Below are 24,455 nucleotides of genomic sequence, written 5' to 3'. Positions count from 1 at the left end.
AGAGAACAACCAGAAATTTAAACGTATGAAAATCATAGTCCCTATGGCAGGTCGTGGATCACGACTACGGCCGCATACCTTAACCATTCCAAAACCCTTAATCCCTATTGCGGGCAAACCTATTGTGCAGCGTTTGGTGGAAGATATCGCAAGCGTTCTGGATGAGAAAATCGAAGAAGTAGCGTACGTGATCGCAGAGGATTTTGGTAAAGAAACCGAAGATAACCTCAAACAAATCGCACAAAATTTAGGCGCAAAAGGAAGCATTTATTATCAAGATAAACCCTTAGGAACCGGGCACGCCATTATGTGCGCGCAACAATCTTTGAGCGGCCCTTGTGTAATTGCTTATGCAGACACACTCTTCAGAGCAGATTTTACGTTAGATAAAGAAGCAGACAGTGTGATCTGGGTAAAACAGGTTAAAAATCCAGAAGCCTATGGCGTAGTTTCGCTAAATGAAAACAATGAGATCGAAGGTCTGGTAGAAAAACCCAAAGATTTCGTTTCAGATCTTGCGGTTATAGGCATTTACTATTTTAAAGATGGAGCTGTGCTCAAGAGCGAATTGCAGGCGGTTTTAGATGCTAAATTGATGCACGGTGGCGAGTATCAGATCAACGACGGGATCAAGCAAATGCAGGCGAAAGGCTACACTTTTAAACCCGGTAAAATCGATGAGTGGATGGACTGTGGCAATAAAAATGTAACTGTAGAGACCAACGGAAGAATGCTTCAGTTTTTGCACAAAGAAGGTGCGCACCTAGTTGCTTCTTCAGCTCAACTAGAGAATGCATCGGTGATTCCGCCGTGTTATATTGGTGAAAATGCAGTGATAAAGGATGCTACCATTGGCCCAAATGTCTCTATAGGTGAAGGCACGGTTATTGAAAATAGCACCATTGAAGAAAGTTTGATTCAGAATTATAGTCAGGTTACTAATGCGCAGTTAAAAAATGCTATGATTGGTAATTATGCTAAATTCGATGGTAACTTTACGGCAATCAGCATAGGAGACTATTCTGAGTTGGTTTAAAAGATCAGAATGAAAAGATTCGCGTTTTTAGGAATGTTGCTTTTGTTTTCGCCTTTGGCGGAAGCCCAAGAGCCTACACCTTTGCAAGACGTGAATGTAGATCAGTTGGAAGATGTTACAGACGCTTTTCAAGAATCTTTTTTTGAAGCGCTGAAGCAAAAAGGAATCGAGAACTATGATCGCGCGATCGCAGCATTAGATAAATGCATCGCATTACGGCCGCAAGAGTCCATTTTATATTTTGAAAAAGGTAAAAATGAGGCGGCTTTGGGCAACACTCAAGAAGCCGAAAACAATTACCTGAAAGCACTTCAGCTTAAAGCCAATCAGCGGGATATAATGGAGGCTTTATACGAAGTGTACTATGCGCGTCAGGATTTTGATAAAGCGATAGATCTCGTTCAAGACCTGGCTAAGTTTGACATTAAGTATAAAGAAGATCTAGCGCGTATTTATGTGCGTAAGGGAGCCTTTAAAGAAGCCTTAGACGTTTTAGATGAGCTGGATGAAGCGTTGGGTAAAGATGCTTATCGCAATCAGATCAGAAAACAGGCTATGGCATTGAGCGGAGGTGATTATAAAGAAAAAATGCTTCTAGACGCGATTGCTCAAAATCCGCAAAACGAAAAAAATTACCTGAATCTTATTTATATCTATAGTGAACAAGGTAAAACACAACAGGCTTATGCTACTGCACAAAAGTTACTTAAAGTAAATCCAAAGGCAGATGAAGTGCATTTGGCGCTGTACAAATTTCATTTAGAACAGAATGATGTAGCGCGCGCTTTTCAATCTTTAGAACGTGTGATGAAAAGTTCAAAAGTTGAAGCCAAAGCAAAACATAGCGTCCTTAATGATTTTTTAATCTTTGTAGATCGCAATCCAGAGTTTGAACCAGAATTAGAACAAGCGATCGCTTTATTTTCTGAGGAAGAGGCGACTGATGTTAATGAAGAATTAGGAGCTTATTATCTAAAGAATAATGATAAAACAAAGGCGTTGTCTTATTATGAGGCTGCTTATAAAAAAAATCCTGACGATGTAAATGTGCTGCGTAATTTGGTACTCTTGCAATTACAGGCACAGCAGTTTGAGAATGCTGCTGCGTTAAGTGAAGAAGCGCTGGCATTATATCCGGCGCAGGCGGTATTTTATTTAGTTTATGGGGTAGCGCAAAACGCTTTAGGAAAAGCGCAGAACGCGGTAGATTATTTAGAGATGGGGATTGATTATGTAATTGAAAATCCTCAAATGCAAGCCGATTTTTATAGCGAACTTGCGCGCGCTTACGAAACGCTGGGAAATGCCGAAAAGGCCGCAGTGTATCGCAAGCGATTAACAAATTTGACACAATAGTATGCAATTGATATATCGAGGAATTTTAGTGCTAACGCTTATAGGTCTTGTGGGATGTAAGGCGACCAAAAATGCAGCATCTACAGAAGATTTAGCTTCGGCAAAAATCATCAAAGCGCATTATGACACGCACCCTGAGTTTCAGACGTTGGCAGCACGGCTTAAAATTCGTTATTCAGATCCTGAGACCACACAAAATGTAACCGTAAGTCTAAGAATGAAACAAGGAGAAACCATCTGGATGAGTGCTTCGGTTTTGGGAATTTCTTTAGCGAAAGCAATGATTACTAAAGACCGTGTTCAATTCTACGAGAAAATAGACGGTACTTACTTTGACGGCGACTTTGAATTATTAAGTGATTTACTAGGCACAGAGCTAGATTATGACCAAGTGGAAGCTTTACTGCTGGGGCAACCTATTTACGATTTAAGAAGTGGGGGTTTTAGCGCCGGCGCAACCTCTTCGCGTTATTTGGTAGCACCACGCAAGCAATCTGCCTTGTTTGATTTGTTTTTCTATCTTAACAGCGGGGCGTTTACGCTGCAAGAACAGCGACTGGCGCAGCGGGAAGCTCAGCGCGACCTCACCATTTCCTACGGAGATTATATCGAGGAGCAACAAGGCTTTTTTCCTTCAGAAATCCACGTGAAAGCACAAGAGGCAGAAAAAACCACAACTATTGACATCACATACCGCGGTTTAGATTTTAATTCTGAAGTGAGTTTTCCGTTTAATATTCCCGGTGGTTTAAAAGAAATCGAACTTTAATGCAGTTGAAGCTGAAATTGAAATACACCCTATTTTTTGGACTTTTGCTAAGTTCGTTACTCGCTGTTGCCCAAAATGACAAACAAGCTGAGCTGGAGCGCCAGCGTCGCGCGCTGATGAGTCAGATTGAAGAGTTGAGCAAGTTGCGACAAAGCAATAAAAAGAAGGAGATTAACGTGCTGAGCCAGGTTGAAGATTTAGCTTCAAAAATTAAAACCCGGGAAAACCTCATAAGGGTAACCAACAGTCAGGCGAATTTGCTCACCCAAAAGATCAATCAAAACATCAATAAAATTAGTGAGCTGAGAGCCGAATTATCAAAGCTTAAAGAAGATTACGCGGCGATGGTACAAAAGTCATACAAGAGTAAAAGCAGTCAGAGCCGTATTATGTTTTTGCTGTCTTCAGAGAGTTTTTTACAAGCTTATAAGCGGGTGCAGTATATGAAACAGTACAGCAATTACCGCAAAAAACAAGGCGACCAGATTAAAGAGCGTACAACACTTTTACAAGAAACTAATACCAAGCTCATAGATCAAAAAGAAGAAAAACAGCAATTGATCGCTCAAAACAAAAGAGAGCAAGAAAAGCTTGAAGATGAGAAAAAACAGCAAGATGCGTTGATCGCGACCATACGTGAGAAAGAATCCTCTTATGCTGCGCAGATCAATAAAAAGCAAGCCGAAGCCAATCGCATTGACCGGGAAATAGACCGATTGATTCGGGAAGCGATCGCTGCTTCTAAAAAGGAAAGTGGCGCTACCACTACTTCTGAAACAGAGATCAAAAAGGGAGCGATGCCTACTTTTGCGTTGACTCCGGCGGCAAAAGCACTTGCTAATGATTTTGCCTCTAATAAAGGGAGAATGGACTGGCCTGTGGAACGAGGCAGGGTGTATAAAAAATTCGGAACCTCAAAGCATCCTACGCTTCCTAATATTACCACATACAATAGTGGTGTCGAGATTGAGACTGCACCCGGTAGTGTTGCGCGTGCAGCATTTAAAGGCACCGTACAACAAGTGCAATTAATACGAGGCGGTGGTTATACTATACTCATTCGTCACGGTAATTACCTCACAGTGTATCAAAACTTAAAAAACCTTAAGGTTAAGGTGAACGATCAAGTTTCAACAAAACAAGCCTTAGGAGAAATTGCTGAGAACTCATTTAATGGAAAAACCATTTTGAAATTTTTAGTTTATAAAGATTCAGAGCGCTTGAATCCTGAAGACTGGATTTACAATATGTAGTAGAGTATAGTTCGTAAAATCAGATTGTTGTATTTTAGAAGTGCACAAATTCTTCAAACTGATTTTATATGAAAAAAACTACCTTCCTTTTTACGTGTTTACTCTCCACGATTCTTTTCGCCCAAAACAAACAAGAGCAAGTTTTAGAACAGCTTGATCAAAACACCCAAGCCTACGGCGAGATCGCCCATAAAATATGGTCTTTTGCCGAAATGGGATATCAAGAAGAACAAAGCGTTGCTTTACTTCAAAAAACTTTAAAAGAAGAAGATTTTACCATTGAAGCCGGCGTGGCGGGAATGCCTACTGCTTTTGTTGCGAGTTATGGTTCGGGTAAGCCGGTGATCGCGGTTTTAGGAGAATATGATGCCTTGCCTGGTTTATCGCAAAAGGCCGTTGCGCATAAAGAATCAAACGGCGGTGTGGCCGGACACGCGTGCGGGCATCATTTGTTTGGTACAGCATCTGCGGCCGCGGCGATTTCAATAAAACACTATCTGGAAAATACAGGAACATCAGGAACCATTCGTTTTTACGGATGTCCTGCCGAAGAAGGAGGTTCGGGTAAAGTATATTTAACGCGCGCCGGACTTTTTGACGATGTGGATGCGGTGATCAATTGGCATCCGGGAAATTCTAACGGCGCTGATCCCGGCGCGGCATTAGCAAACAAATCGGCTAAATTTAGATTTCACGGAATAGCCGCACACGCAGCTGGCGCTCCTGAGAAAGGGCGTTCTGCATTAGATGGCGTGGAAGCGATGAATTATATGGTCAATATGATGCGCGAGCATGTGCCCGAAGATACCCGTATTCATTACGTGATCACTGAAGGAGGAAAGGCGCCCAATGTTGTTCCTGATTTTGCTGAGGTATATTATTATGCGCGCCACACGACCCGAGATGTGGTGATCGATGTGTTTGACCGAATGGTTAAAGCAGCTGAAGGAGCAGCACTAGGAACCGGTACAACAATGGATTATGAAATGATTGGCGGAACGCACGAATTACTACCCAATCTTACGCTACAGAAACTTATGTATGACAACTTGAAAGAGGTTGGTGGATATACCTATACGCCCGAAGAACGTGAGTTTGCCGAAGAAATTGCTACAAGCTTGAATACAGACCTTGATGTAAAAAATGTAGAAGGTATAAGTGAGTACAACCCTATTCCTGAAGCGGGCGGCTCTACAGATGTGGGAGACGTGAGTTTTACCGTACCTACCGTTGGCCTGTATACGGCTACTTGGGTACCGGGAACACCTGCACACAGTTGGCAAGCAGTGGCAGCGGGTGGAACCAGTATAGGCACCAAAGGAATGATGGTAGCGGCAAAAACTATGGCTAAAACCGGTATGGACTTATTTGACCAACCCGAAATTCTTAAAGCAGCTTGGACTGAATTTGAAGAAAAGCGCGGCGAAGATTTTGAATATATCCCTTTATTGGGAGATCGAGAACCGGCACTAGATTATAGAAACTAGTATACGTACTAAACAAAAAACGGGAAGCAACTGCTTCCCGTTTTTGTTTTATGATTGAACTGGCTTACTCAAAAAGCGCTTTTAATTCAGTAGCTTCTTTAGCTTCCATTTTTCCGGCGAGAACAAGACTGAGTTGTTTTCTGCGTAAAGCGGCATCATAACGCTGGATTTCTTTTTCGGTTTCCGGTTTAATTTGAGGGATAGGCACGGGCATTCCGGTTTCATCTACGGCAACAAAGGTGTAAATTGCATCGTTTGCTTTTGATTTAAGGCCATTTTCGCGGTCTTCTACCCACACATCGATCACAACTTCCATAGAGGTCTTAAAAGCTCTGGAAATCGAAGCTTCTACAGTCACTACACTCCCCAACGGAATCGCTTTATTAAACGCCACGTGATTTACCGATGCAGTAACTACAATTCGGCGCGAATGTCTTCTGGCGGTAATACTCGCAACACGATCCATACGTGCAAGAAGTTCGCCTCCAAACATATTGTTTAAAGGGTTCGTTTCATTCGGCAAAACCAGATCGGTTTGCGTGGTACGCGATTCAGAAGGCGTTTTTGCTTTCATAGTTTGATTTTCGGCAAAAATAGGAAGAAAAAGCCGGTAGAAAATCAAAAAAGCCTCCTAGTTTGGAGGCTTTTGCATATTAATCGTAAAAATAAACCTTTAATTCAATTCCTGGATCAGCATCCAAGCATTAGGATTATCTGTGTTACGTATGTTGCGTAATTCTTTTAGAGCTTCGGTGCGATCTGTGTAACTTCCGTAAACCACTTGATGCAAGCCGTATTTGTTTTCACCTAAAGTGCGTGCTTTATAACCGGCTTCGCGCAGTTGATTTACACGTGTTTCAGCATTTTCAGGAATTCTAAAAGCTCCTGCTACGATGTGAAAATTTCCTTTTGGTTTAAAGGCATTCAAAGTAACGGCAGGCAACGGATTATCAATCGTGAAGGTCGCGTGCTGAATGGTATTTTCGATCTGACTTTCTGCCTTTTGTTTTTCGGCAAAATTATGATCTGCAATATCCTTGAAATATAAAAAGCCTAATGCTCCAGATAAACCTATGGTAAGCAATCCTACTGCGGCATACTTCATCCAGCCGTTTGAGCGGCGGGCAGGAGTGAGGTGTATAGGCGCTTTCTCTTCAAGAGCTTCGGCTTCTTGCGCTAATACTTCGCGTGTCACCGGTTGAGCGGTATACGAGGCAAGACCAAAAGCTTCGGTTAAATAATTGGTAGATTGCTCAGGCTCAAAACTCAAGTTTCCGGCTTCATTTTGAGACAAGGTACCAATTTTATCAAATACAAGCGTTTCTTCAGCATTCAATTTTTGCTGAATATTCACAGCGAATTCTTGCACTTTTAGTAATGCACTTTCATAGCTTAAATGCTCTGCCGAAGCGACATAATTAGCTAATAGTCCATCATTTTCTTTCAATTGTGCATTAAAAGAAATACGTTTTTTAGGTGGGAAAAAGGCCTGTGCGCTTTCGTCGTGATATGCAGAAACGCGGTGTGCTAAAAACGCTCCAAAGCCGGGAACGATCACACACTCGTATCTATAAAGTAAGTCGCTGATGTAGTTTGAAAAATGCATAAAGTAAAATTAAAAAAAAATGCTACCGCCTTTAGAAAGTTGTTCGTGATTTGTTAACAATTTTGCAATACCTTTATTAACAGCAATTTAAAATAATGAAAGAAGACGAACTTCACGCATTTCTGACCTTACAGCGTATTCCTAATTTAGGCGACACATCGATCAAAAGACTTATTGCGCGATTTGAAACTGCACAACAAGTGCTAGATCAAAAGAAAGAAAGCCTTTTAAAACTAGACGGAATCGGCGCTTTTAAATTGAAAGCTTTTTTTGAAAAGGAACACAGGCTTGCGGCAGAAGAAGAATTAAAATTCATTCAAGAGCATAACATTGATTACTGCAGTTATAAAGATCAAAACTATCCTGAGCGATTAAAGCATTGTATTGACGGGCCAATTTTACTCTTTAAACGCGGAAGTAAAGATTTTTCTCAGCAGCGAATGATCTCTATTGTAGGAACGCGTAAAGTCACCAATCACGGAGTAGACTTTATAAAGCAGTTTGTAGAGGATCTTGCACCTTTAAATCCGCTTGTGGTTTCGGGGTTTGCTTACGGAGTAGATATTACTGCGCATCGCGCAGCGCTAGATCAAGGTTTAGATACGATTGCGGTGTTAGCCCATGGTTTGAACCAGATCTATCCTAAGGTTCATGCTAAGTATGTAAAACCTGTTGAAGCGCAGGGCGCATTCATTACTGATTTTTGGAGCAGTGACGCGTTTGACCGAACGAACTTTTTACGTAGAAACCGCATCATTGCCGGGATGAGTGAAGCTACGGTAGTTATCGAAAGTGCCGAAAAAGGAGGCTCGCTCGTAACTGCAGATATCGCAAATTCTTACAACAGAGATGTTTTTGCAGTCCCCGGAAGACCGGGAGATGCGCAAAGTTTGGGATGTAATAACCTGATCAAAACGCAGAAAGCACAGTTGATCACCAGCGCAGCAGATTTAATTTATCTGCTCAATTGGCAAATAGAAGAAGAGCTCAAACCTGTGCAAAAGCAACTTTTTGTAGAACTCAATGCAGAAGAAAAAGTGATCTGCAATTTTTTATCAGACGTGGGCAAAGAGCAACTCGATTTGATCGCACTGCATTGCAAAATGCCCACGTTTAAAGTAGCCAGTATCTTGCTTAATATGGAATTAAAAGGAGTAGTAAGACCCTTGCCGGGAAAACAGTTTGAACTGACTTAGTATCCTACTTTCTTACGTACGCGATCTAGAACTTCGTTTGCAATTACTCGAGCTTTTTCTGCTCCAACACGTAGTGCGGCATCCAATTCGTCAAGATTGTCCATATAATGGTTGTACAATGCGCGCTCTTTTTCAAACTTGTTTAGGACAAGTTCATATAAAGCCTTTTTAGCGTGACCGTAACCATAACCTCCGGCTTCATAATTTTTACGCATTTGAGCAACTTCATCTTTTGAAGCTAATAATTTATAAATGCCAAAAACGTTACAGGTATCAGGATCTTTAGGATCTTCAAGCGGCGTGCTATCAGTCTCGATACTCATAATTTGTTTTTTCAATGCTTTGTCAGATTGAAAAATTATGATGGTGTTGCCTTTGCTCTTACTCATTTTGGCACCATCTGTTCCTGGGATATACATCGTTTCCTCGTGAAGTTTCAGCTCAGGAATTACAAAAGTTTCACCCATTTGCGCGTGAAAACGAGAAGCGACATCGCGCGTCATCTCTAAGTGTTGCGATTGATCTTTACCTACCGGAACAATTTCGGCATCATATAACAAGATATCAGCGGCCATAAGCATCGGGTAGGTGAAAAGTCCGGCATTTACATCTTCCAGTCTATCTGCTTTGTCTTTAAAACTATGTGCTAATGTTAAGCGCTGATACGGAAAAAAACAGCTTAAATACCAAGTAAGCTCTGTGGTTTGTGGGATATCGCTCTGGCGGTAGAAAACCGTTTTTTCAATATCAAGACCACAAGCAAGCCATGTCGCGGCAGTAGAATAGGTGTTGTGTCTTAAGGTTTCGCCATTTTTAATCTGAGTAAGCGAGTGCATATCTGCGATGAATAAAAAGGATTCATTTTCAGGCTGATTAGCCATATTGATCGCAGGGATTATAGCTCCTAATAAGTTACCTAAATGTGGTGTTCCCGTACTTTGAACACCTGTTAAAATTCGTGACATGGTTCATTTAAATTTTGCGTAAAGTTACCCCTTTTCAAGTATTAACTCCTTTTAAAATGTCTATTTTTGAGACGTCGGTTTGTATCTGCAAGTCGGCAGAAATCCTATACTGTTGATGTTAAGACTGCTTCAGAAATTACTGATTTTACTTTGGCGCATATGGTTCTATGTGCTCATCATAGTGCCCATTATCATATTGCTGCCCTTCCTACTTATTTCGGTAGCTAAAGACTCCTGGTATCCTTACTTTTTTAAAATGGCTAGATTGTGGGCGCGCATTATTTTATATGGAATGGGCTTTTGGCCAGAGGTAAAAGGTCTTGAAAAAACAGAACAGGGTAAAAGCTATATGTATATCGCTAATCACACTTCAATGACAGATATAATGTTGATGTTGAGTAGTGTACGTAACCCTTTTGTGTTTGTTGGAAAACAAGAGCTGGCAAAATTTCCACTGTTTGGATATTTCTACAAACAAACGTGTATTCTGGTAGACCGCGGGGATCCCAAAAGTAGAAGAGCGGTATTTGAAAGTGCTCAAAACAGACTCAACCAAGGGCTTAGTATTTGTATTTTTCCTGAAGGTGGTGTGCCCGATGACACAAGCATAGTGCTTGATACCTTTAAAGACGGAGCATTCAGGCTAGCGATAGATCATCAAGTGCCTATTGTGCCAATGGTGTTTTATGATAATAAAAAGCGTTTTTCTTATGAATTTTTCACCGGTACGCCGGGATTGATGCGCGTAAAAGTCTTGCCATTTATTCAAACTAAAGGCCTAAAAGCGATAGATCGAAAAACTGTAAAAGAGCAGGCTTTTAAAGCCATTCATGCCGAATTGCTAAAAGACCAAGCCTACGCGGAAACCTAAAAAAGTCGCCCTAACCACAAGGCGACTTTTCTTCATCATTGCATATGCAATAATTAACCTAACCAACTAAAAAACTAACCTAACTTCCTGTGCACTGTTAGTTGGCAGTACACAGTTTCTTTTAAAGTTTGAAGATTAAACCAAAGTCCGGCCGGTTGAAATACAGCCAAACTTTGGTTATCTCATCTTCCCCTTTCATATATTTTAAAACCGAATGCTTAAACCGGTGTAAAGACCTAAATAATATGGTCTGAAATCGCTCACCGATTTGGTATAGGCATTCAGTTGGTATTTAAACATAGGTTCCAGATTGAATTGAATGTGAGGCGTGAATTTATAATCTAAGCCCAAACCAACGTTGGTACTGAAACTAGTATTATTAAGACTGTTTGACGACCCGATGCGAGAAACCAAATTATTATTTTCTTCAAGTGAAATGGAATTATCGTTTAAGAATAGGGTGCTAAAACCACCAATCACTTGAATGCCGAATTTACGATTGAGCAAAGCATATTCAGCTTCAAAAGGAACCTCAATGTAGCCTAATTCTTGACGCAAGGCATTGTTGATACTCGTACCCGCAACTGAAGCATTACTTGCAAATTCTGCTGCTGAAGAAGCCAGACTTTTATTAGCATCTGCCACCTGAATCAACTGGGAATTTTGATTATAATCTATACTACTAATAGATTGCCCCTGAATGCTGGGGGCAAAGTTTACTTGTTCCGTACGGTAGCCCAAATCAACTTTATTTACTCCGGAGCGCACCGTAAGCCTGTCGTTAATGGCATAACTTACTTGAACCCCATAACTGAAATTCACATCGCCACTTTTCTTGTTATCGGCAAATTCTGCTGCGATCCCTGAGCCACCAAAACTGTTGTAATACACAGGAGCCACCATAGGCGTAATACCCCAGCGTGATGCGTCTTGAGATGCTGTATTTGAAGTTTCAGTATCCGCTAGAGCTTCTTCCTCATTTTGCGCGTTTGCAATTTCTTCCAATGAGGGTAATTCATCTGCCGCAGCATTTTCTTGGGATTCGTTTTCAGTGGCGGCTATAGCGGTTGTGTTCTGCTCTGTGTTTGAAGTTTTGTCGTCCTGTGTAGCATTTGCATCATTGCCTTGGTCAGCGGTAGCAATGCCTGTTGAAGCAGCAGTGCTGCCAGATTTTTTCGACTCCGAAGTGTTTCGGTTTTGAGTTGTGTTTAATGCTTTATGTTTTTCTTGATTTGCTTCCGTGGCTGAAGTAGAAGCAACAGTAGTAGCTTTAGTACTTGAATTAGATTCAGCCTTCTTTAGCGAATTAGAATCTTCAGTGCTTTTTTCTTCGGAAGAAACTACGGCATTGTTCGCAGTTTGCTCAATAGTTTTAGGTGCGCGCTGCTCTTGCTCAGGCGTTTCAGTTTCCTCTAAAACCACTTCTACATCTTGCGCATCTGATGTTGAGAATATAAAGTTACCGGCCAGAAGGATTAGGGCTAAGACAGCTGCTGCGCCGCTCAATTGAAGCCATAGCGGGATTATTGCGCGTTTTTTCTGCTGCTTGTCTACAATGCCAGCCCAGACTTTGTCATCAGGCATTGCCTCAAAGTCTTTAAACTTTTCCTGAAACAGGCGGTCTATGTTTTTTTGCTCTTTCACCGTGTTGAGGATTGTAGGGTTTCACTCTGCTGATAATTTTCAACTTTTTCTTTTAAGATCATTCGGGCACGCGCCAGATTAGATTTACTGGTTCCTTCGCTTATGCTTAGCATTTGCGCGATTTCCTTGTGCGGGTAACCGTCTAGAACATAAAGGTTAAACACCAGCCTATAGCGGTCTGGTAATTCTTGTATTATTTTTAATAGAAATTGAAGCGGGATCTCATTGGTGTCAACAAGAACCTCTTCCTGCTCAATCTGTTCTTCATTTACAAGTTCAAACAAACTCTGTTTACGATACCGTTGCAAAGCGGTATTGATCACAATACGCTTTAACCATCCTTCAAAAGAGCCTTTGCCTTTGTACTGATGTACTTTTTTAAAAATGGTTAAAAAAGCATCTTGAAGGTTATCTTCGGCCTCCTCATAATTACGAGAATACTTAAGGGAAACCCCAAAGAGCGTGCGAGCGTACAAAGTGTACAACTCGGCCTGCGCTTTGGGTTTTTCCTTAGTTAAACCTTTTAAGAGCTTTTCTAAACTCACATTGTTACGTGCTTAAATTACGGTTGCTCTACAGGAACTTCTTGAGTTTCATAAATAGGCTCACCATTTTCATCATCACCTTTATACATTTTAAAGACGTAGGTGTAGCGGTAAATTACATCGAAATTTAAAAAAGTGGAAATCGTGTCGTTTGGTGTGTCAGTACACATATCACTTTCTAAAACCTGACTTATGGCATACACAAAACGGGTGCTGTCTTCTCTAGCGGCTTCAAAATTGTAAAACTCGTGGCACGTTGTAGGTAATACAAACGAAACCGGCAATTGATAGCGCTCGCCGTAGACAAAACTTTCGGGTAACTCATAATCTGCAATCGGGAGCGCTTCATAGCTCACCACTTGCCCTTCATCATCCAGTGAACAACTGGTTATTAAACCTAATAAACCAATTAATAAAAAAACCTTTTTCATCATTAAAATTATCTGCTTTTTGTAAGTAGATACTTTAAGATGAAAAAGGTTGCGTAAGCCGTTTAAAATTTTTTCTAAGCTTCTTTAGCTATTTTAATGGCTTCTTTGATTTTAACTTCGAGTTCTTCTAAGAGATCCGGGTTGTCTTTCAAGATGGCTTTTACTGCATCACGTCCTTGTCCTAGTTTGGTATCTTGATAACTAAACCAAGAACCGCTCTTTTTGATGATTTCATAATCAACACCAATATCAAGGATTTCACCAACTTTAGAAACGCCTTCGCCATACATTATATCAAATTCTGCCTGACGGAACGGAGGCGCAACTTTATTTTTAACCACTTTTACACGGGTTTTGTTTCCTTGTACTTCGCCGTTAGAATCTTTGATCTGTGTAGAACGACGAATATCAAGACGTACCGAAGCATAAAACTTAAGTGCATTACCACCGGTAGTTGTCTCTGGGTTACCAAACATCACCCCGATCTTCTCACGCAATTGGTTGATGAAGATAACAGTACAGTTGGTTTTGCTGATAGATCCCGTAAGTTTACGTAAGGCTTGAGACATCAAACGAGCATGTAATCCCATTTTAGAATCTCCCATTTCTCCTTCGATCTCACTCTTTGGGGTTAATGCAGCAACAGAGTCAACAACAATAATGTCAATAGCTCCGGAGCGAATTAAATTATCTGTAATTTCTAGTGCTTGCTCCCCATTATCCGGTTGTGAAATGATGAGGTTTTCTATATCTACACCAAGTTTTTCAGCATAAAAACGATCAAAGGCGTGCTCCGCATCAATAAAGGCTGCAATACCACCTTTCTTTTGCGCTTCTGCAATAGCGTGTAAAGTCAGGGTTGTTTTACCTGAAGATTCAGGACCATAGATCTCGATGATTCTACCTTTAGGCAAACCACCAACGCCTAATGCCATATCAAGACCAAGCGAACCTGTAGAAATAGATTCAACTTCAACGATCGCGTTATCACCCATCTTCATTACGGTACCCTTTCCGTAGGTTTTATCCATTTTATCAAGGGTAAGCTTCAGGGCTTTTAATTTAGCTTCTTGTTCTTTGCTCATAGTTTTTGTCTTTAACGCTGATTTTGAGTGCATTTTTAAAGAATCACTACTAACTATAGCTTCTTTATTTACACGCTGCTAAAGTACTATTTCTTTTAATGCACACCAATGAAATCAATCCTAATTATTGGAAAAATTCCTATTTAATTGAATTTTTAAAGAGATTGAACACCTTGAGACGGAATATTTCCGAATAAAATTTAACATCTACCAAAGCAACCTCTTGCGTAAGTATGTATCTAAATGTAAAACCTTATGTGCTATGGTGCAGAAAGTTAAGCAAATACATTGCGTAAATAAGGGCTGTGTCGGCATTCCTTATTTTTGCAATATCAGATTGGACGGCGGTTAGCGGTATTATGTTGATGAAATCAAATAATATATAACCTGAATTAGCCGTTCAAGAAAAATGCCCCCGAGAAAACTCGCGGGCATTTTTTTGTTTATAGCGAGACAAGTTTTAAAACACGCGCGGCTATTCTTGCAGCTAATGACTTAAAAATGCTACTTTTGCGCCACTTTTAACCTTAAAATTAAGTATAGCATGCAACTGTACAACAAATTAAGCGCAAAAGAACGAGCAGCATTAATTGATGAGGCAGGCGAAGACCGCTTGACGCTCTCGTTCTATCAATATGCCAAAATCGGCAATCCGCAACTTTTTAGAGATCACCTATTTTTAGCTTGGAATCAAATGGACGTCCTGGGCCGTATTTACGTGGCTCAAGAAGGAATTAATGCCCAACTTTCGGTGCCGGCAAAACGTTTTGAAGAATTTAAAACCTTTTTAGACGGAATTAATTTCTTAGAAAATGTACGTCTCAATATCGCCATCGAGCAAGACGCAAAATCCTTTTTAAAACTCAAAGTTAAAGTGCGTCCTAAGATCGTAGCAGACGGTCTTGATGACGAGACTTTTGACGTTACCAATAAAGGTGTTCACGTAGATGCTGCAACCTTTAACGAACTCATTGAAGCAGATGATGTGGTGCTTGTGGATATGCGCAACCACTATGAGAGCGAGATCGGGCATTTTAAAAATGCAGTAACACCAGATGTTGATACCTTTCGCGACAGCTTAGATCTTATTGAAGAAGACCTGCGCGATCACAAAGAAGACAAAAAATTGGTAATGTATTGCACCGGTGGAATTAGGTGTGAAAAAGCCAGTGCGTACTATAAACACAAAGGTTTTAAACAAGTCTATCAACTAGAAGGCGGAATTATTGAATACGCACGTCAGGTTGAGCAGTTAAAGCTTGAAAATAAATTTAAAGGGAAAAACTTCGTATTTGACCATCGTCGTGGCGAGCGAATTTCAGAAGATATTATTTCAAATTGCCACCAGTGTGGAAAGCCTTGCGATACGCACGTAAACTGTGCTAACCAAGCTTGTCATTTACTTTTCATTCAATGTGACGAGTGTGCCGAAGCGATGAATCACACCTGTTCAGACGAATGTAAAGAGGTGATCGCTTTGCCTTATGAAGTGCAAAAAGAATTGCGAAAAGGCATTCCTAACAGCAATAAGATCTTTAAAAAAGGAAGATCTGAAAAGCTGAAGTTTCAGAAGAAAGTATAAGAATTGAAGAAACAAAGCAGAAAAAGTCGGTTTTAGGTAACCGACTTTTTTTATGCGCAACAGCTTCCAAAATGCAAAATGCCGCACATTTGCTTTAATCCCCAATTAGAATTACTATATTTTTGCATAGCTAAAATGTTATCTTTAGCAGCAATTAAGACGGAAGCTTTCCGTTGTCAACATATATAAATCATCAAATCCCGGAGTTTTTTAATCTGGAGATTTACAAACATATAGGATCTCATGGCGTGTGGAAATTGTGGTACGACCAAAAACGGTCAACCACGTGGTTGTCAAAATAATGGTACCTGTGGTACCGACGGATGTAACAAACTAACAGTCTTTGACTGGCTTTCAAATATGAGTCTGCCTGACGGGCAGGAACCCTTTGACTTTGTTGAAGTTCGCTTCAAAAATGGTCGCAAAGAATACGTGAAGAACGTAGATAAATTACAGATCAACGTAGGCGAAGTGCTAGCAGTTCAGGCGGCTTCGGGTCACGATGTGGGTATCGTTTCATTGACCGGCGAGTTGGTACGCATTCAAATGAAAAAGAAGAAGATCTCCTACACTTCAGACGATTTTCTAAAAATCTACCGCAAAGCCAATCAAAAGGATATTGAAGTTTGGGAAAGCGTAAAAGAGCGTGAAGAAGGCATTAAAGTACGTTCGCGTCAGATCGCTATTCGTTTAGGACTTCAGATGAAAATCTCTGATATTGAGTTTCAGGGCGATGGCTCTAAAGCGACTTTTTTCTATACCGCAGAGGAGCGCGTAGATTTTAGACAACTGATCAAAGAATTTGCGCAGGAGTTTAGAACCCGTATCGAAATGCGTCAAATAGGCTTTAGACAAGAAGCGGCGCGTTTAGGCGGAATAGGCTCTTGTGGGCGCGAGCTGTGTTGCTCAACCTGGTTAACAGATTTTAGATCGGTGACCACAAGCGCAGCACGCTATCAGCAACTTTCTTTAAATCCGCAAAAATTGGCAGGTCAATGTGGGAAGCTAAAATGCTGCTTAAATTATGAGTTGGACGCCTATTTAGATGCGCTAAAAGATTTCCCAAAAACAGAACAAAAACTGTATACAGACAAGGGTACAGCGGTTTGCCAGAAGATTGATATTTTTCAAGGACACCTTTGGTATGCTTATGAAGGCGAGTGGATGAACTGGCACAAGCTCACCACCACGCAGGCCAATGAGATCATTGAAGCCAATAAGAATAAAAACAAAGTAGCAAGTCTAGAAGAGTATGCTGCAGAACTTATTACAGACGCTAAAGTAGATTTTGGAAACGTTGTAGGGCAAGACAGTTTAACCCGTTTTGACAAACCTAAAAACAGCAGAAAGCGTTCAAAAAACCGTCGTAAAAAAGGAAATTTCCGAAAAAAGGGACCTAAGAAAAATGCATAAATTCCTCTGTGCGCTTTTAGTTTTAAGCTGTTTTTGGTCTTGCGATAAAACAGCTGCTTTTCACGAATATAAATCGCTGCCCAAGCATTGGAAAAGCGATTCTGCGGTAACGCTAAAAGTCGATAACTTAGACACTTTAAGTACGTATAATGCGTTTATAACCTTGCGCAATGACAATTCATATGCCTTTAGCAACGTGTTTTTGATTGCTTCGATGCAATTTCCTAACGGAAAAACCATTACAGATACGCTAGAGTACAAGATGGCAAATCCTGACGGAAGCTGGCTAGGCACCGGTTTTGGCGATATTAAAGAAAATAAACTTTGGTATAAAGAACATATACAATTTAGCGAAGCAGGCAGCTACACCTTTAAGCTGAAGCAGGCAATGCGTCGCAACGGGGACGTAAATCCTATTGCTGATTTAGAAGGAATCAGAGATGTAGGTTTGCGTATAGAAAAAACAAACGAATAGAGATAAAATGGCTCAAAGTAAAAAGAAGCCTGCAAAACAGGCGAAAACTTCAAATCATAAACCTTATATCAAAGGGTTTTGGATTTTGTTTTTAAGCGGATTAGCTGCTGTAATTTTAGTGTTTCTTCTTGCTTCTTGGGGAGCTTTTGGTAAACTGCCCACCTTTGAAGAGCTTGAAAACCCAGAAAGCAATCTCGCTACTGAAATTCTTTCTTCTGACGGAAAAACCTTAGGTAAATTTTATAATGAAAACCGAACTCCGGTTAAATATGAAGACTTGCCGCAAAACCTTGTTGATGCTGTAGTTGCAACCGAAGATAGACGTTTTTATGAGCACTCCGGGATCGATATGCGAGGTACGGCTAGAGCTGTAGCCTTTTTAGGTTCAAAAGGAGGAGCAAGTACTATCACGCAGCAGTTGGCCAAACTTCTATTTTCTGACACTCCTAGCAGTAAGTTTGAGCGTGTGCTGCAAAAAGTAAAAGAGTGGATTATTGCCGCGCGTTTAGAAAGCCAGTATACTAAAGAAGAGATTATTACAATGTATCTCAACAAGCAGGATTTTCTGTTTCAGGCGGTGGGAATTCGTTCTGCTTCAAAGATCTATTTTGACAAAGAGCCTCGTGAGTTACATCCCGAAGAATCTGCGATCATCGCCGGGATGCTCAAAAACCCAAGACAGTTTAATCCGTATCGGGAGATTTCAAGAGATAAGTCTTTAGAGCGCAGAAATACGGTTTTAGCGCTTATGGCCGAAACTGGAAAAATTACTGAAACCGAGCGCGACAGTCTGATCGCAATGCCTATGGAGATCAAGTTCTCTCCTGAGGGTCACGCAGATGGGATTGCAACCTATTTTAGAGAATACTTAAGAGCCTTTATGTCTGAATGGATCGAAGAAAATCCAAAAGGTGTAGATGCTGATGGTAATGAAGAATATTACAACATCTATCGCGACGGACTCGTAATTACCACAACGCTTGATTCTCGTATGCAACGTTATGCAGAAGAAGCGGTAACCGCACATATGGAAAATCTTCAACGCGAGTTTGACCGTCAAAACGAAAAGAATAGTACGGCACCCTTTAGAGATATTAGTAAAGAGGAAGAAGAAGTAATTATTAATCGCGCAATGCGTAATTCTGACCGTTGGAGAAAGATGGCCGCTCAGGATATTTCGGTAAAAGATATCAAGGCTTCCTTTGATAAAAAAACTGATATGCGGGTTTTTGTCTGGAAAGACGGTGCAAAAGAAGTGGATACCGTGATGACTCCACGCGACAGTATTTTGTATTACAAACGTTTCTTACGCGCAGGTTTGTTGAGTATGACTCCGCAAACAGGAGAAGTTAAAGCTTGGGTAGGAGGAATCAATTACAAGCATTTTCAATATGATCACGTAAAAACGGGTAGACGACAAGTAGGTTCTACATTCAAGCCGTTCTTGTACGCCACAGCCATAGATCAATTGCACCTTTCGCCTTGCGATACGGTTCCAGATATTCCATACTGTATTCCTGCAGGAGAAATGGGGGCTCAAAAAGCTTGGTGTCCAGAAAATTCTAGCAGTGGCTTTAAGGGAATGGTAACACTAAAGTCGGCTTTAGCAAACTCGATCAATACCGTTTCAGCGCGTTTAATGCATCGTGTAGGTCCTAAACCGGTTATCAATCTTATTGAAAAACTAGGAGTGGATACAGAAAATATCCCGGAAGTGCCTTCTATTGCTTTGGGTACAGCAGACTTGAGTTTGTTTGAGATGGTCTCGGCATATTCAGCTTTTGCAAATAAGGGCGTTCATGTAGAGCCACAGATCGTTTCGACTATCGTAGATAAAAACGGTACTGTTTTATATCAGAGTGTTCCTAAAGCTAAAGATATTATCAGTCAAGAGTCGGCTTACGTAACCGTTAATCTGATGGAAGGGGTGACCCAGTATGGTTCTGGTGCTAGATTACGCTCAGGAGCGATCAATAACTATGTGTACAACAATGTAGTTACGGGGCATCCTTATGCGTTTAAAAATCCAATTGCCGGAAAAACAGGAACTACACAAAATCAAAGTGACGGTTGGTTTATGGGTATGGTTCCTAACCTGGTTAGTGGTGTTTGGGTAGGAGGCGATGACCGCTCGGTGCACTTCCCTTCAATTACCTATGGTCAGGGAGCAACAATGGCATTACCTATTTGGGCGGTTTTTATGAAAAAATGCTACGAAGACGAAGAGCTTAAAATTTCAAAAGGAGATTTTGAGCGACCTGAAAACTTATCAATCCGTGTAGATTGTTCGGCCCCGGCAGAAGGCGCAGCACAAGAGGTAGACTTGCCAGATGAGTTGGACTTTTAATCCTTTTTAGAATACCATAAATTACTGCTAAAAGATTGTGGTTAGAAAACGTATTTTGTAATTTTCTTAAACTAAAATGAGAAAATGATAACAAAAACGGTAAACTCGGTTACAGAAGCATTAACGGGCATTGAGGACAATATGACCTTGATGTTAGGTGGTTTTGGGCTGAGCGGTATTCCGGAAAAAGCGATCGAGCAACTCGTTAAACTTAACGTGAAAAATCTAACCTGTATTTCTAATAATGCCGGAGTAGATGATTTTGGCTTGGGCTTACTGCTTCAGAAAAAGCAGATCAAAAAAATGATCTCGTCTTACGTGGGCGAAAATGCTGAGTTTGAACGTCAAATGTTAAGTGGCGAACTTGAGGTCGAATTGATTCCGCAAGGAACTTTAGCAGAACGTTGCCGCGCTGCACAGGCAGGTTTTCCGGCGATCTACACCCCGGCAGGCTATGGAACCGAAGTAGCTGAAGGCAAAGAAACCCGAGAATTTGATGGTAAAATGTATGTACTGGAACATGCTTTTAAAGCCGATTTTTCATTTATAAAAGCCTGGAAGGGAGATACCGCAGGTAATCTCATTTTTAAAGGAACGGCGCGCAACTTCAATCCGCCGATGTGTGGAGCAGCAAAAATCACAGTTGCTGAGGTTGAGGAGCTCGTGCCTGCCGGCGAATTAGACCCTAACCAAATACATATTCCTGGAATTTTTGTTCAACGCATTTTTGAAGGTAAAAACTACGAGAAACGCATTGAGCAGCGCACCGTAAGGAAACACAACGACTAACAACTAAACATATATAACAACCAAAAATTAATTTAATAATGGCACATTTAAGATTAGGTGATGTTGCACCAGATTTTACAACAGATACCACAGAAGGAACTATAAATTTTCACGAATGGCTTGGCGACAGCTGGGGGATTTTATTCTCGCATCCGGCAGATTATACTCCGGTTTGTACAACAGAGTTGGGAACAGTAGCCAATTATCACAACGAATTTAAAAAGCGTAATGTGAAACCTATCGCACTCAGCGTAGATGGCGTGGCATCACACAGAGAGTGGATCAAAGACATCAACGAAACTCAAAATACCACTGTAGATTATCCAATCATTGGCGATGAAGACCGTAAAGTTGCAGAGCTTTATGATATGATTCATCCTAATGCAAGTGAGAAAGCTACGGTACGTTCGGTTTTTGTGATAGGACCAGATAAGAAAATCAAACTTACGTTGACATATCCCCCTTCAACAGGTCGAAACTTTGACGAAATTGTACGCGTGATCGATTCGCTTCAGTTGACAGCATACCATAAAGTGGCTACGCCGGCCAACTGGAAGGATGGGGAAGACTGTGTGATCTCGCCAAGTGTAAGTAATGAACAAATTCCGGAGTTTTTCCCTAAAGGGCACACAGAAATTAAGCCTTACTTGAGAATGACGCCACAACCAAACAAATAAGATGCTAGACAAAAACGGAATCGCCAGGCGTATCGCACGTGAAGTTCAAGACGGTTTTTATGTGAATCTCGGTATTGGCATACCTACACTGGTTGCCAATTATGTGCGAGATGATATTGAAGTCGAATTTCAAAGTGAGAATGGGGTTTTAGGAATGGGGCCTTTTCCTTTTGAAGGGGAAGAGGATGCTGATATTATTAATGCCGGTAAACAGACCATTACTACGCTCCCGGGCGCTTCGTTTTTTGATTCGGCTTTAAGTTTCTCCATGATCAGAGGGCAACACGTTGACCTTACTATTTTAGGTGCGATGGAAGTTGCTGAAAACGGGGATATTGCTAACTGGAAAATTCCGGGTAAAATGGTGAAAGGTATGGGCGGCGCGATGGATCTTGTCGCGAGTGCCGAAAATATCATTGTCGCAATGATGCATACCAATCGTGCCGGGCAGTCTAAACTCTTAAAGCGTTGTACACTGCCGCTTACCGGTGTGGGTTGTGTTACTAAAATAGTCACCAACCTGGCGGTGTTAGAAGTTACTGCTAAAGGGTTTAAGCTTTTAGAACGCGCCCCTGGAGTTTCTGTAGAAGAAATCAAGAAAGCGACCGAAGGAACACTCGAAATACCGGATGAGGTTCCCGAAATGATTCTAGCATGAATAATTTGTAGTTTATCGATATAAAAGAGCCTTTAAAGAGGCTCTTTTTTTGTCTTTGAACGATGTATGTTATTCGTTGAAATACTTGTTTCAGAATTTTCAACGCTGAAAAACACTTAAATTCGGTTGAAAAGCAATAATTTTTAACATTGTTTTGATAAAATCAACTGATTTTGTTTGGAGCAATGAAAAAAAATCCTACATTAGCAGCATTCCAACTCGGTAAGATTTTATAACAACCCTAGGAATTGCAAACAGAGGTTGTTGTTTAGCTTCAAAATAGGAGTATTTTGATGTTATGATTTGTTAAAAAAACCGCGAGGGGAGCCTTGCGGTTTTTATTTTATAGAAACCCTGAATCGTAAGATTCCAATTATAAAAACAAACACCTTTACTATCAAAGGTGTTTTTTAGTCTTAATAATCTATGTTTCATTAAAAGCATCGCCCAATGCGTACACTTACCCAACCCGTGTCTTTCTTCCAAAAAATAACATATAGCTTTAAAGCAACCGTAGCGGTTATTGCAATGCTGTGGTACTTGGTACGTAAAGTGTTTTTCTTTATGTTTTAAATCCCTTTTGGGATTGCATTAATAAGTGCTTGCGTATAATCGCTTTGAGGAGCAGCGTACACCGCATCGGCCTCTCCCATTTCTTCAAATTGTCCATTGCGCATTACTAGTAAACGATCTGAAATGTATTTTACCACAGCCAGATCATGAGAGATAAATAAATACGTAAAATTATACTCTTCTTTTAAGGTGTTCAGAAGATTGAGCACTTGAGCTTGCACCGAAATATCTAAAGCGGAGACCGACTCGTCACAAACAATAAATTTAGGCTTTACAGCGATGGTACGTGCGATACCTATACGCTGGCGCTGACCTCCGCTAAACTCATGCGGATAGCGGTCATAATGTTCGGGAAGTAAGCCTACCTGCTCCAGCAATTTTAAGGCTTCTGCTCTGCGCTCTTTTTTTGATGCATAAAGTTTATGAACTTCCATCGCTTCGGTGATCGCTTGACCCACTGTTAATCGCGGATTTAAAGAGGAATAAGGGTCTTGAAAAATGATTTGAATATCTCTGCGCAGTTTCCGCAATTCACGGGTTTTTAAACGAGTCAAGTCGGTACCCTGATAAAAGATATGACCGGAAGTCACTTGATCTAATTGAAGAATTAAATTACCTAACGTAGACTTTCCGCAGCCGCTTTCACCCACGAGCCCTAAGGTTTCGCCTTCGTAAATCTTAAAACTCACATCATTTACAGCTTTTATGGTTTCTTTTTTACCAAAGAATGAAACGTTACTATAATACTCCTTTTGAGCATTTTTAATCTCAAGCAACGGAGTTTTTGAATACAGTTTTTGGTGTTTCGCTGTTCTTACCGCCTCGCTTACCGCTGGCGCCATTGGCTTTTGATTTAAAAAATCAGCAACCGTAGGGAGTCGCTCCAAACGCTCTTTTGTAGAGGGCCGGGCATAAATAAGGGCTTTAGTGTATTCTTCTTGAGGATTTTTAAAAATAGACGCCGAACTCCCACGCTCAACGATCTTCCCTTTATACATCACGATAACACGGTCGGCGATCTCGCTCACAAGCGAAAGGTCGTGCGAAATAAACAGGATACTCATTCCTGTTTCCTTTTGCAGCTCCTTTAAGAGCAAAATAATTTCTTTTTGCACCGTTACATCAAGTGCGGTCGTAGGCTCGTCTGCGATGAGCAATTTAGGTTTACAGGCAATTGCCATTGCGATCATCACACGTTGTTTTTGACCGCCGCTTATCTCGTGCGGATAGGCTTTAAAAACGCTCGCCGGTCTTGGTAATTTAACCTGTTCAAAAAGTTTGAGTGTTTCGGTTTTGGCTTCTTGGGCAGATAGTTTTTTATGACGTTGCAATATTTCGGTGACTTGTTTTCCGCAGCGCATTGAAGGGTTGAGCGAACTCATAGGCTCTTGGAAGATCATCGAGATCGCGTTGCCGCGTATTTCCTGAAGTTTTTTGGTAGAATAGTTGAGTAAATCTGCGCCTTCAAAAAGAATTTCTCCGGAAGAAATATTGACACTTTTTTGAGGTAACAAGCCTAAAACAGCAAGATTGGTTACCGATTTTCCGGAGCCTGATTCCCCAACGATTCCTACAATTTCATTGGCAAGAACATCAAAGCTAATGTCGTGTAAAACTGCATTAGTCGTGTTGCGGGATTTAAATCCCAGACTTAGATTTTTTACCGAAAGAAGTGGTGTTTTATTCACATTTTAAAA

The 24,455-nt window shown here is 40.9% G+C and carries 23 protein-coding genes; 15 read left to right on the top strand and 8 right to left on the bottom strand.

The features are described from left to right. The first annotated feature begins 25 nt into the window (after window positions 1-25). The 5 genes from BUA96_RS04440 (at window position 26) to BUA96_RS04420 (ending at window position 5,901) form a co-directional block, all read left to right on the top strand. On the top strand, window positions 26-1,036 hold the full coding sequence (locus tag BUA96_RS04440; RefSeq protein WP_072980849.1) for a sugar phosphate nucleotidyltransferase: 1,011 nt from the start codon (window positions 26-28) through the stop codon (window positions 1,034-1,036). A gap of 9 nt (window positions 1,037-1,045) precedes the next feature. Further along, the gene (locus tag BUA96_RS04435) at window positions 1,046-2,392 is read left to right on the top strand and encodes a tetratricopeptide repeat protein (protein ID WP_072980847.1); all 1,347 of its coding nucleotides are present in this window, start codon (window positions 1,046-1,048) and stop codon (window positions 2,390-2,392) included. A gap of 1 nt (window position 2,393) precedes the next feature. Then, window positions 2,394-3,161 (top strand): lipoprotein insertase outer membrane protein LolB1, encoded by a 768-nt coding sequence (locus tag BUA96_RS04430; protein ID WP_072980845.1) that lies wholly within the window; start codon window positions 2,394-2,396, stop codon window positions 3,159-3,161. After that, entirely contained in the window at window positions 3,161-4,414 is a 1,254-nt protein-coding gene (locus BUA96_RS04425; protein ID WP_072980843.1) for a murein hydrolase activator EnvC family protein, read from the top strand. Before BUA96_RS04430 ends, BUA96_RS04425 begins: the two co-directional genes overlap by 1 nt. Before the next feature lie 68 nt (window positions 4,415-4,482). Further along, window positions 4,483-5,901, top strand: coding sequence for an amidohydrolase (locus tag BUA96_RS04420; RefSeq protein ID WP_072980841.1), 1,419 nt, complete (start codon window positions 4,483-4,485; stop codon window positions 5,899-5,901). A 64-nt stretch (window positions 5,902-5,965) separates the two neighbouring features. On the opposite strand, the gene BUA96_RS04415 is transcribed toward BUA96_RS04420, so the two are convergent. Then, complete coding sequence (locus BUA96_RS04415) at window positions 5,966-6,475, bottom strand: acyl-CoA thioesterase (RefSeq protein WP_072981757.1); 510 nt, start codon at window positions 6,473-6,475, stop codon at window positions 5,966-5,968. Window positions 6,476-6,574: 99 nt separating this feature from the next. Further along, entirely contained in the window at window positions 6,575-7,507 is a 933-nt protein-coding gene (locus BUA96_RS04410) for an HU domain-containing protein (protein WP_072980838.1), read from the bottom strand. A 95-nt stretch (window positions 7,508-7,602) separates the two neighbouring features. On the opposite strand from BUA96_RS04410, the gene dprA reads away from it, so the two are divergent. Further along, complete coding sequence (gene dprA / locus BUA96_RS04405) at window positions 7,603-8,703, top strand: DNA-processing protein DprA (RefSeq protein WP_072980836.1); 1,101 nt, start codon at window positions 7,603-7,605, stop codon at window positions 8,701-8,703. On the opposite strand, the gene trpS is transcribed toward dprA, so the two are convergent. Further along, window positions 8,700-9,668, bottom strand: a complete 969-nt coding sequence (trpS, locus tag BUA96_RS04400; RefSeq protein ID WP_072980833.1) for a tryptophan--tRNA ligase — start codon at window positions 9,666-9,668, stop codon at window positions 8,700-8,702. The two genes, dprA and trpS, sit on opposite strands and share 4 nt — an antisense overlap. 66 nt (window positions 9,669-9,734) lie before the next feature. Between trpS and BUA96_RS17370 the strand changes: the two genes are divergently transcribed. Together BUA96_RS17370 and BUA96_RS04395 are read left to right on the top strand one after the other, a co-directional pair. Continuing rightward, window positions 9,735-9,896 carry a hypothetical protein gene (locus BUA96_RS17370; protein WP_233430625.1) on the top strand — a complete coding sequence of 54 codons (162 nt, stop codon included), beginning with the start codon at window positions 9,735-9,737 and terminating at the stop codon, window positions 9,894-9,896. Between the two features lie 28 nt (window positions 9,897-9,924). Beyond that, window positions 9,925-10,539, top strand: a complete 615-nt coding sequence (locus BUA96_RS04395; RefSeq protein ID WP_394365240.1) for a lysophospholipid acyltransferase family protein — start codon at window positions 9,925-9,927, stop codon at window positions 10,537-10,539. Window positions 10,540-10,743: 204 nt separating this feature from the next. On the opposite strand, the gene BUA96_RS04390 is transcribed toward BUA96_RS04395, so the two are convergent. The 4 genes from BUA96_RS04390 to recA all read right to left on the bottom strand — a co-directional run bounded on the left by BUA96_RS04390 (window position 10,744) and on the right by recA (window position 14,244). Further along, entirely contained in the window at window positions 10,744-12,183 is a 1,440-nt protein-coding gene (locus tag BUA96_RS04390; protein WP_072980831.1) for an outer membrane beta-barrel protein, read from the bottom strand. After that, entirely contained in the window at window positions 12,180-12,728 is a 549-nt protein-coding gene (locus tag BUA96_RS04385; RefSeq protein WP_072980829.1) for an RNA polymerase sigma factor, read from the bottom strand. The genes BUA96_RS04390 and BUA96_RS04385 overlap by 4 nt, the downstream gene beginning before the upstream one ends. 17 nt (window positions 12,729-12,745) lie before the next feature. After that, window positions 12,746-13,162 (bottom strand): hypothetical protein, encoded by a 417-nt coding sequence (locus BUA96_RS04380; protein WP_128755653.1) that lies wholly within the window; start codon window positions 13,160-13,162, stop codon window positions 12,746-12,748. A gap of 71 nt (window positions 13,163-13,233) precedes the next feature. Then, on the bottom strand, window positions 13,234-14,244 hold the full coding sequence (gene recA, locus BUA96_RS04375) for a recombinase RecA (RefSeq protein ID WP_072980825.1): 1,011 nt from the start codon (window positions 14,242-14,244) through the stop codon (window positions 13,234-13,236). A 544-nt stretch (window positions 14,245-14,788) separates the two neighbouring features. Here recA and trhO point away from each other — a divergent pair. The 7 genes from trhO to BUA96_RS04340 all read left to right on the top strand — a co-directional run bounded on the left by trhO (window position 14,789) and on the right by BUA96_RS04340 (window position 22,185). Further along, window positions 14,789-15,826, top strand: coding sequence for an oxygen-dependent tRNA uridine(34) hydroxylase TrhO (gene trhO, locus BUA96_RS04370; RefSeq protein WP_072980823.1), 1,038 nt, complete (start codon window positions 14,789-14,791; stop codon window positions 15,824-15,826). A gap of 243 nt (window positions 15,827-16,069) precedes the next feature. Beyond that, a complete protein-coding gene (locus BUA96_RS04365; protein ID WP_072980821.1) occupies window positions 16,070-17,239 on the top strand; it encodes a PSP1 domain-containing protein in 1,170 nt (389 codons plus the stop codon). Continuing rightward, window positions 17,232-17,714: a gliding motility lipoprotein GldH gene (locus tag BUA96_RS04360; RefSeq protein ID WP_072980819.1), complete on the top strand. Its 483-nt coding sequence runs from the start codon at window positions 17,232-17,234 to the stop codon at window positions 17,712-17,714. The genes BUA96_RS04365 and BUA96_RS04360 overlap by 8 nt, the downstream gene beginning before the upstream one ends. Window positions 17,715-17,721: 7 nt before the next feature. After that, a complete protein-coding gene (locus BUA96_RS04355; RefSeq protein WP_072980817.1) occupies window positions 17,722-20,061 on the top strand; it encodes a penicillin-binding protein 1A in 2,340 nt (779 codons plus the stop codon). Between the two features lie 84 nt (window positions 20,062-20,145). Further along, window positions 20,146-20,850: a CoA transferase subunit A gene (locus BUA96_RS04350; RefSeq protein ID WP_072980814.1), complete on the top strand. Its 705-nt coding sequence runs from the start codon at window positions 20,146-20,148 to the stop codon at window positions 20,848-20,850. A gap of 38 nt (window positions 20,851-20,888) precedes the next feature. Continuing rightward, window positions 20,889-21,527 carry a peroxiredoxin gene (locus BUA96_RS04345; RefSeq protein ID WP_072980812.1) on the top strand — a complete coding sequence of 213 codons (639 nt, stop codon included), beginning with the start codon at window positions 20,889-20,891 and terminating at the stop codon, window positions 21,525-21,527. A gap of 1 nt (window position 21,528) precedes the next feature. After that, on the top strand, window positions 21,529-22,185 hold the full coding sequence (locus tag BUA96_RS04340; protein WP_072980810.1) for a CoA transferase subunit B: 657 nt from the start codon (window positions 21,529-21,531) through the stop codon (window positions 22,183-22,185). 569 nt (window positions 22,186-22,754) lie between these two features. Here BUA96_RS04340 and BUA96_RS04335 read toward each other — a convergent pair. After that, window positions 22,755-24,446: an ABC transporter ATP-binding protein gene (locus tag BUA96_RS04335; protein ID WP_072980809.1), complete on the bottom strand. Its 1,692-nt coding sequence runs from the start codon at window positions 24,444-24,446 to the stop codon at window positions 22,755-22,757. Window positions 24,447-24,455 lie beyond the last annotated feature (9 nt).

It is taken from the genome of Leeuwenhoekiella palythoae (assembly GCF_900130045.1).
GTDB classification, from domain to species: Bacteria; Bacteroidota; Bacteroidia; order Flavobacteriales; family Flavobacteriaceae; genus Leeuwenhoekiella; species Leeuwenhoekiella palythoae.
The sequence above is the reverse complement of the archived record's forward strand: the minus strand, read 5'-3'. Positions and strand labels throughout refer to the sequence as shown.

Coding starts and splice junctions, on each gene's coding strand:
- BUA96_RS04440 (WP_072980849.1), top strand. CDS start 26: ATGAAAATCATAGTCCCTATGGCAGGTCGTGGATCACGACTACGGCCG.
- BUA96_RS04435 (WP_072980847.1), top strand. CDS start 1,046: ATGAAAAGATTCGCGTTTTTAGGAATGTTGCTTTTGTTTTCGCCTTTG.
- BUA96_RS04430 (WP_072980845.1), top strand. CDS start 2,394: ATGCAATTGATATATCGAGGAATTTTAGTGCTAACGCTTATAGGTCTT.
- BUA96_RS04425 (WP_072980843.1), top strand. CDS start 3,161: ATGCAGTTGAAGCTGAAATTGAAATACACCCTATTTTTTGGACTTTTG.
- BUA96_RS04420 (WP_072980841.1), top strand. CDS start 4,483: ATGAAAAAAACTACCTTCCTTTTTACGTGTTTACTCTCCACGATTCTT.
- BUA96_RS04415 (WP_072981757.1), bottom strand. CDS start 6,475: ATGAAAGCAAAAACGCCTTCTGAATCGCGTACCACGCAAACCGATCTG.
- BUA96_RS04410 (WP_072980838.1), bottom strand. CDS start 7,507: ATGCATTTTTCAAACTACATCAGCGACTTACTTTATAGATACGAGTGT.
- dprA (WP_072980836.1), top strand. CDS start 7,603: ATGAAAGAAGACGAACTTCACGCATTTCTGACCTTACAGCGTATTCCT.
- trpS (WP_072980833.1), bottom strand. CDS start 9,668: ATGTCACGAATTTTAACAGGTGTTCAAAGTACGGGAACACCACATTTA.
- BUA96_RS04395 (WP_394365240.1), top strand. CDS start 9,925: ATGGCTAGATTGTGGGCGCGCATTATTTTATATGGAATGGGCTTTTGG.
- BUA96_RS04380 (WP_128755653.1), bottom strand. CDS start 13,162: ATGATGAAAAAGGTTTTTTTATTAATTGGTTTATTAGGTTTAATAACC.
- recA (WP_072980825.1), bottom strand. CDS start 14,244: ATGAGCAAAGAACAAGAAGCTAAATTAAAAGCCCTGAAGCTTACCCTT.
- trhO (WP_072980823.1), top strand. CDS start 14,789: ATGCAACTGTACAACAAATTAAGCGCAAAAGAACGAGCAGCATTAATT.
- BUA96_RS04365 (WP_072980821.1), top strand. CDS start 16,070: ATGGCGTGTGGAAATTGTGGTACGACCAAAAACGGTCAACCACGTGGT.
- BUA96_RS04360 (WP_072980819.1), top strand. CDS start 17,232: ATGCATAAATTCCTCTGTGCGCTTTTAGTTTTAAGCTGTTTTTGGTCT.
- BUA96_RS04355 (WP_072980817.1), top strand. CDS start 17,722: ATGGCTCAAAGTAAAAAGAAGCCTGCAAAACAGGCGAAAACTTCAAAT.
- BUA96_RS04350 (WP_072980814.1), top strand. CDS start 20,146: ATGATAACAAAAACGGTAAACTCGGTTACAGAAGCATTAACGGGCATT.
- BUA96_RS04345 (WP_072980812.1), top strand. CDS start 20,889: ATGGCACATTTAAGATTAGGTGATGTTGCACCAGATTTTACAACAGAT.
- BUA96_RS04340 (WP_072980810.1), top strand. CDS start 21,529: ATGCTAGACAAAAACGGAATCGCCAGGCGTATCGCACGTGAAGTTCAA.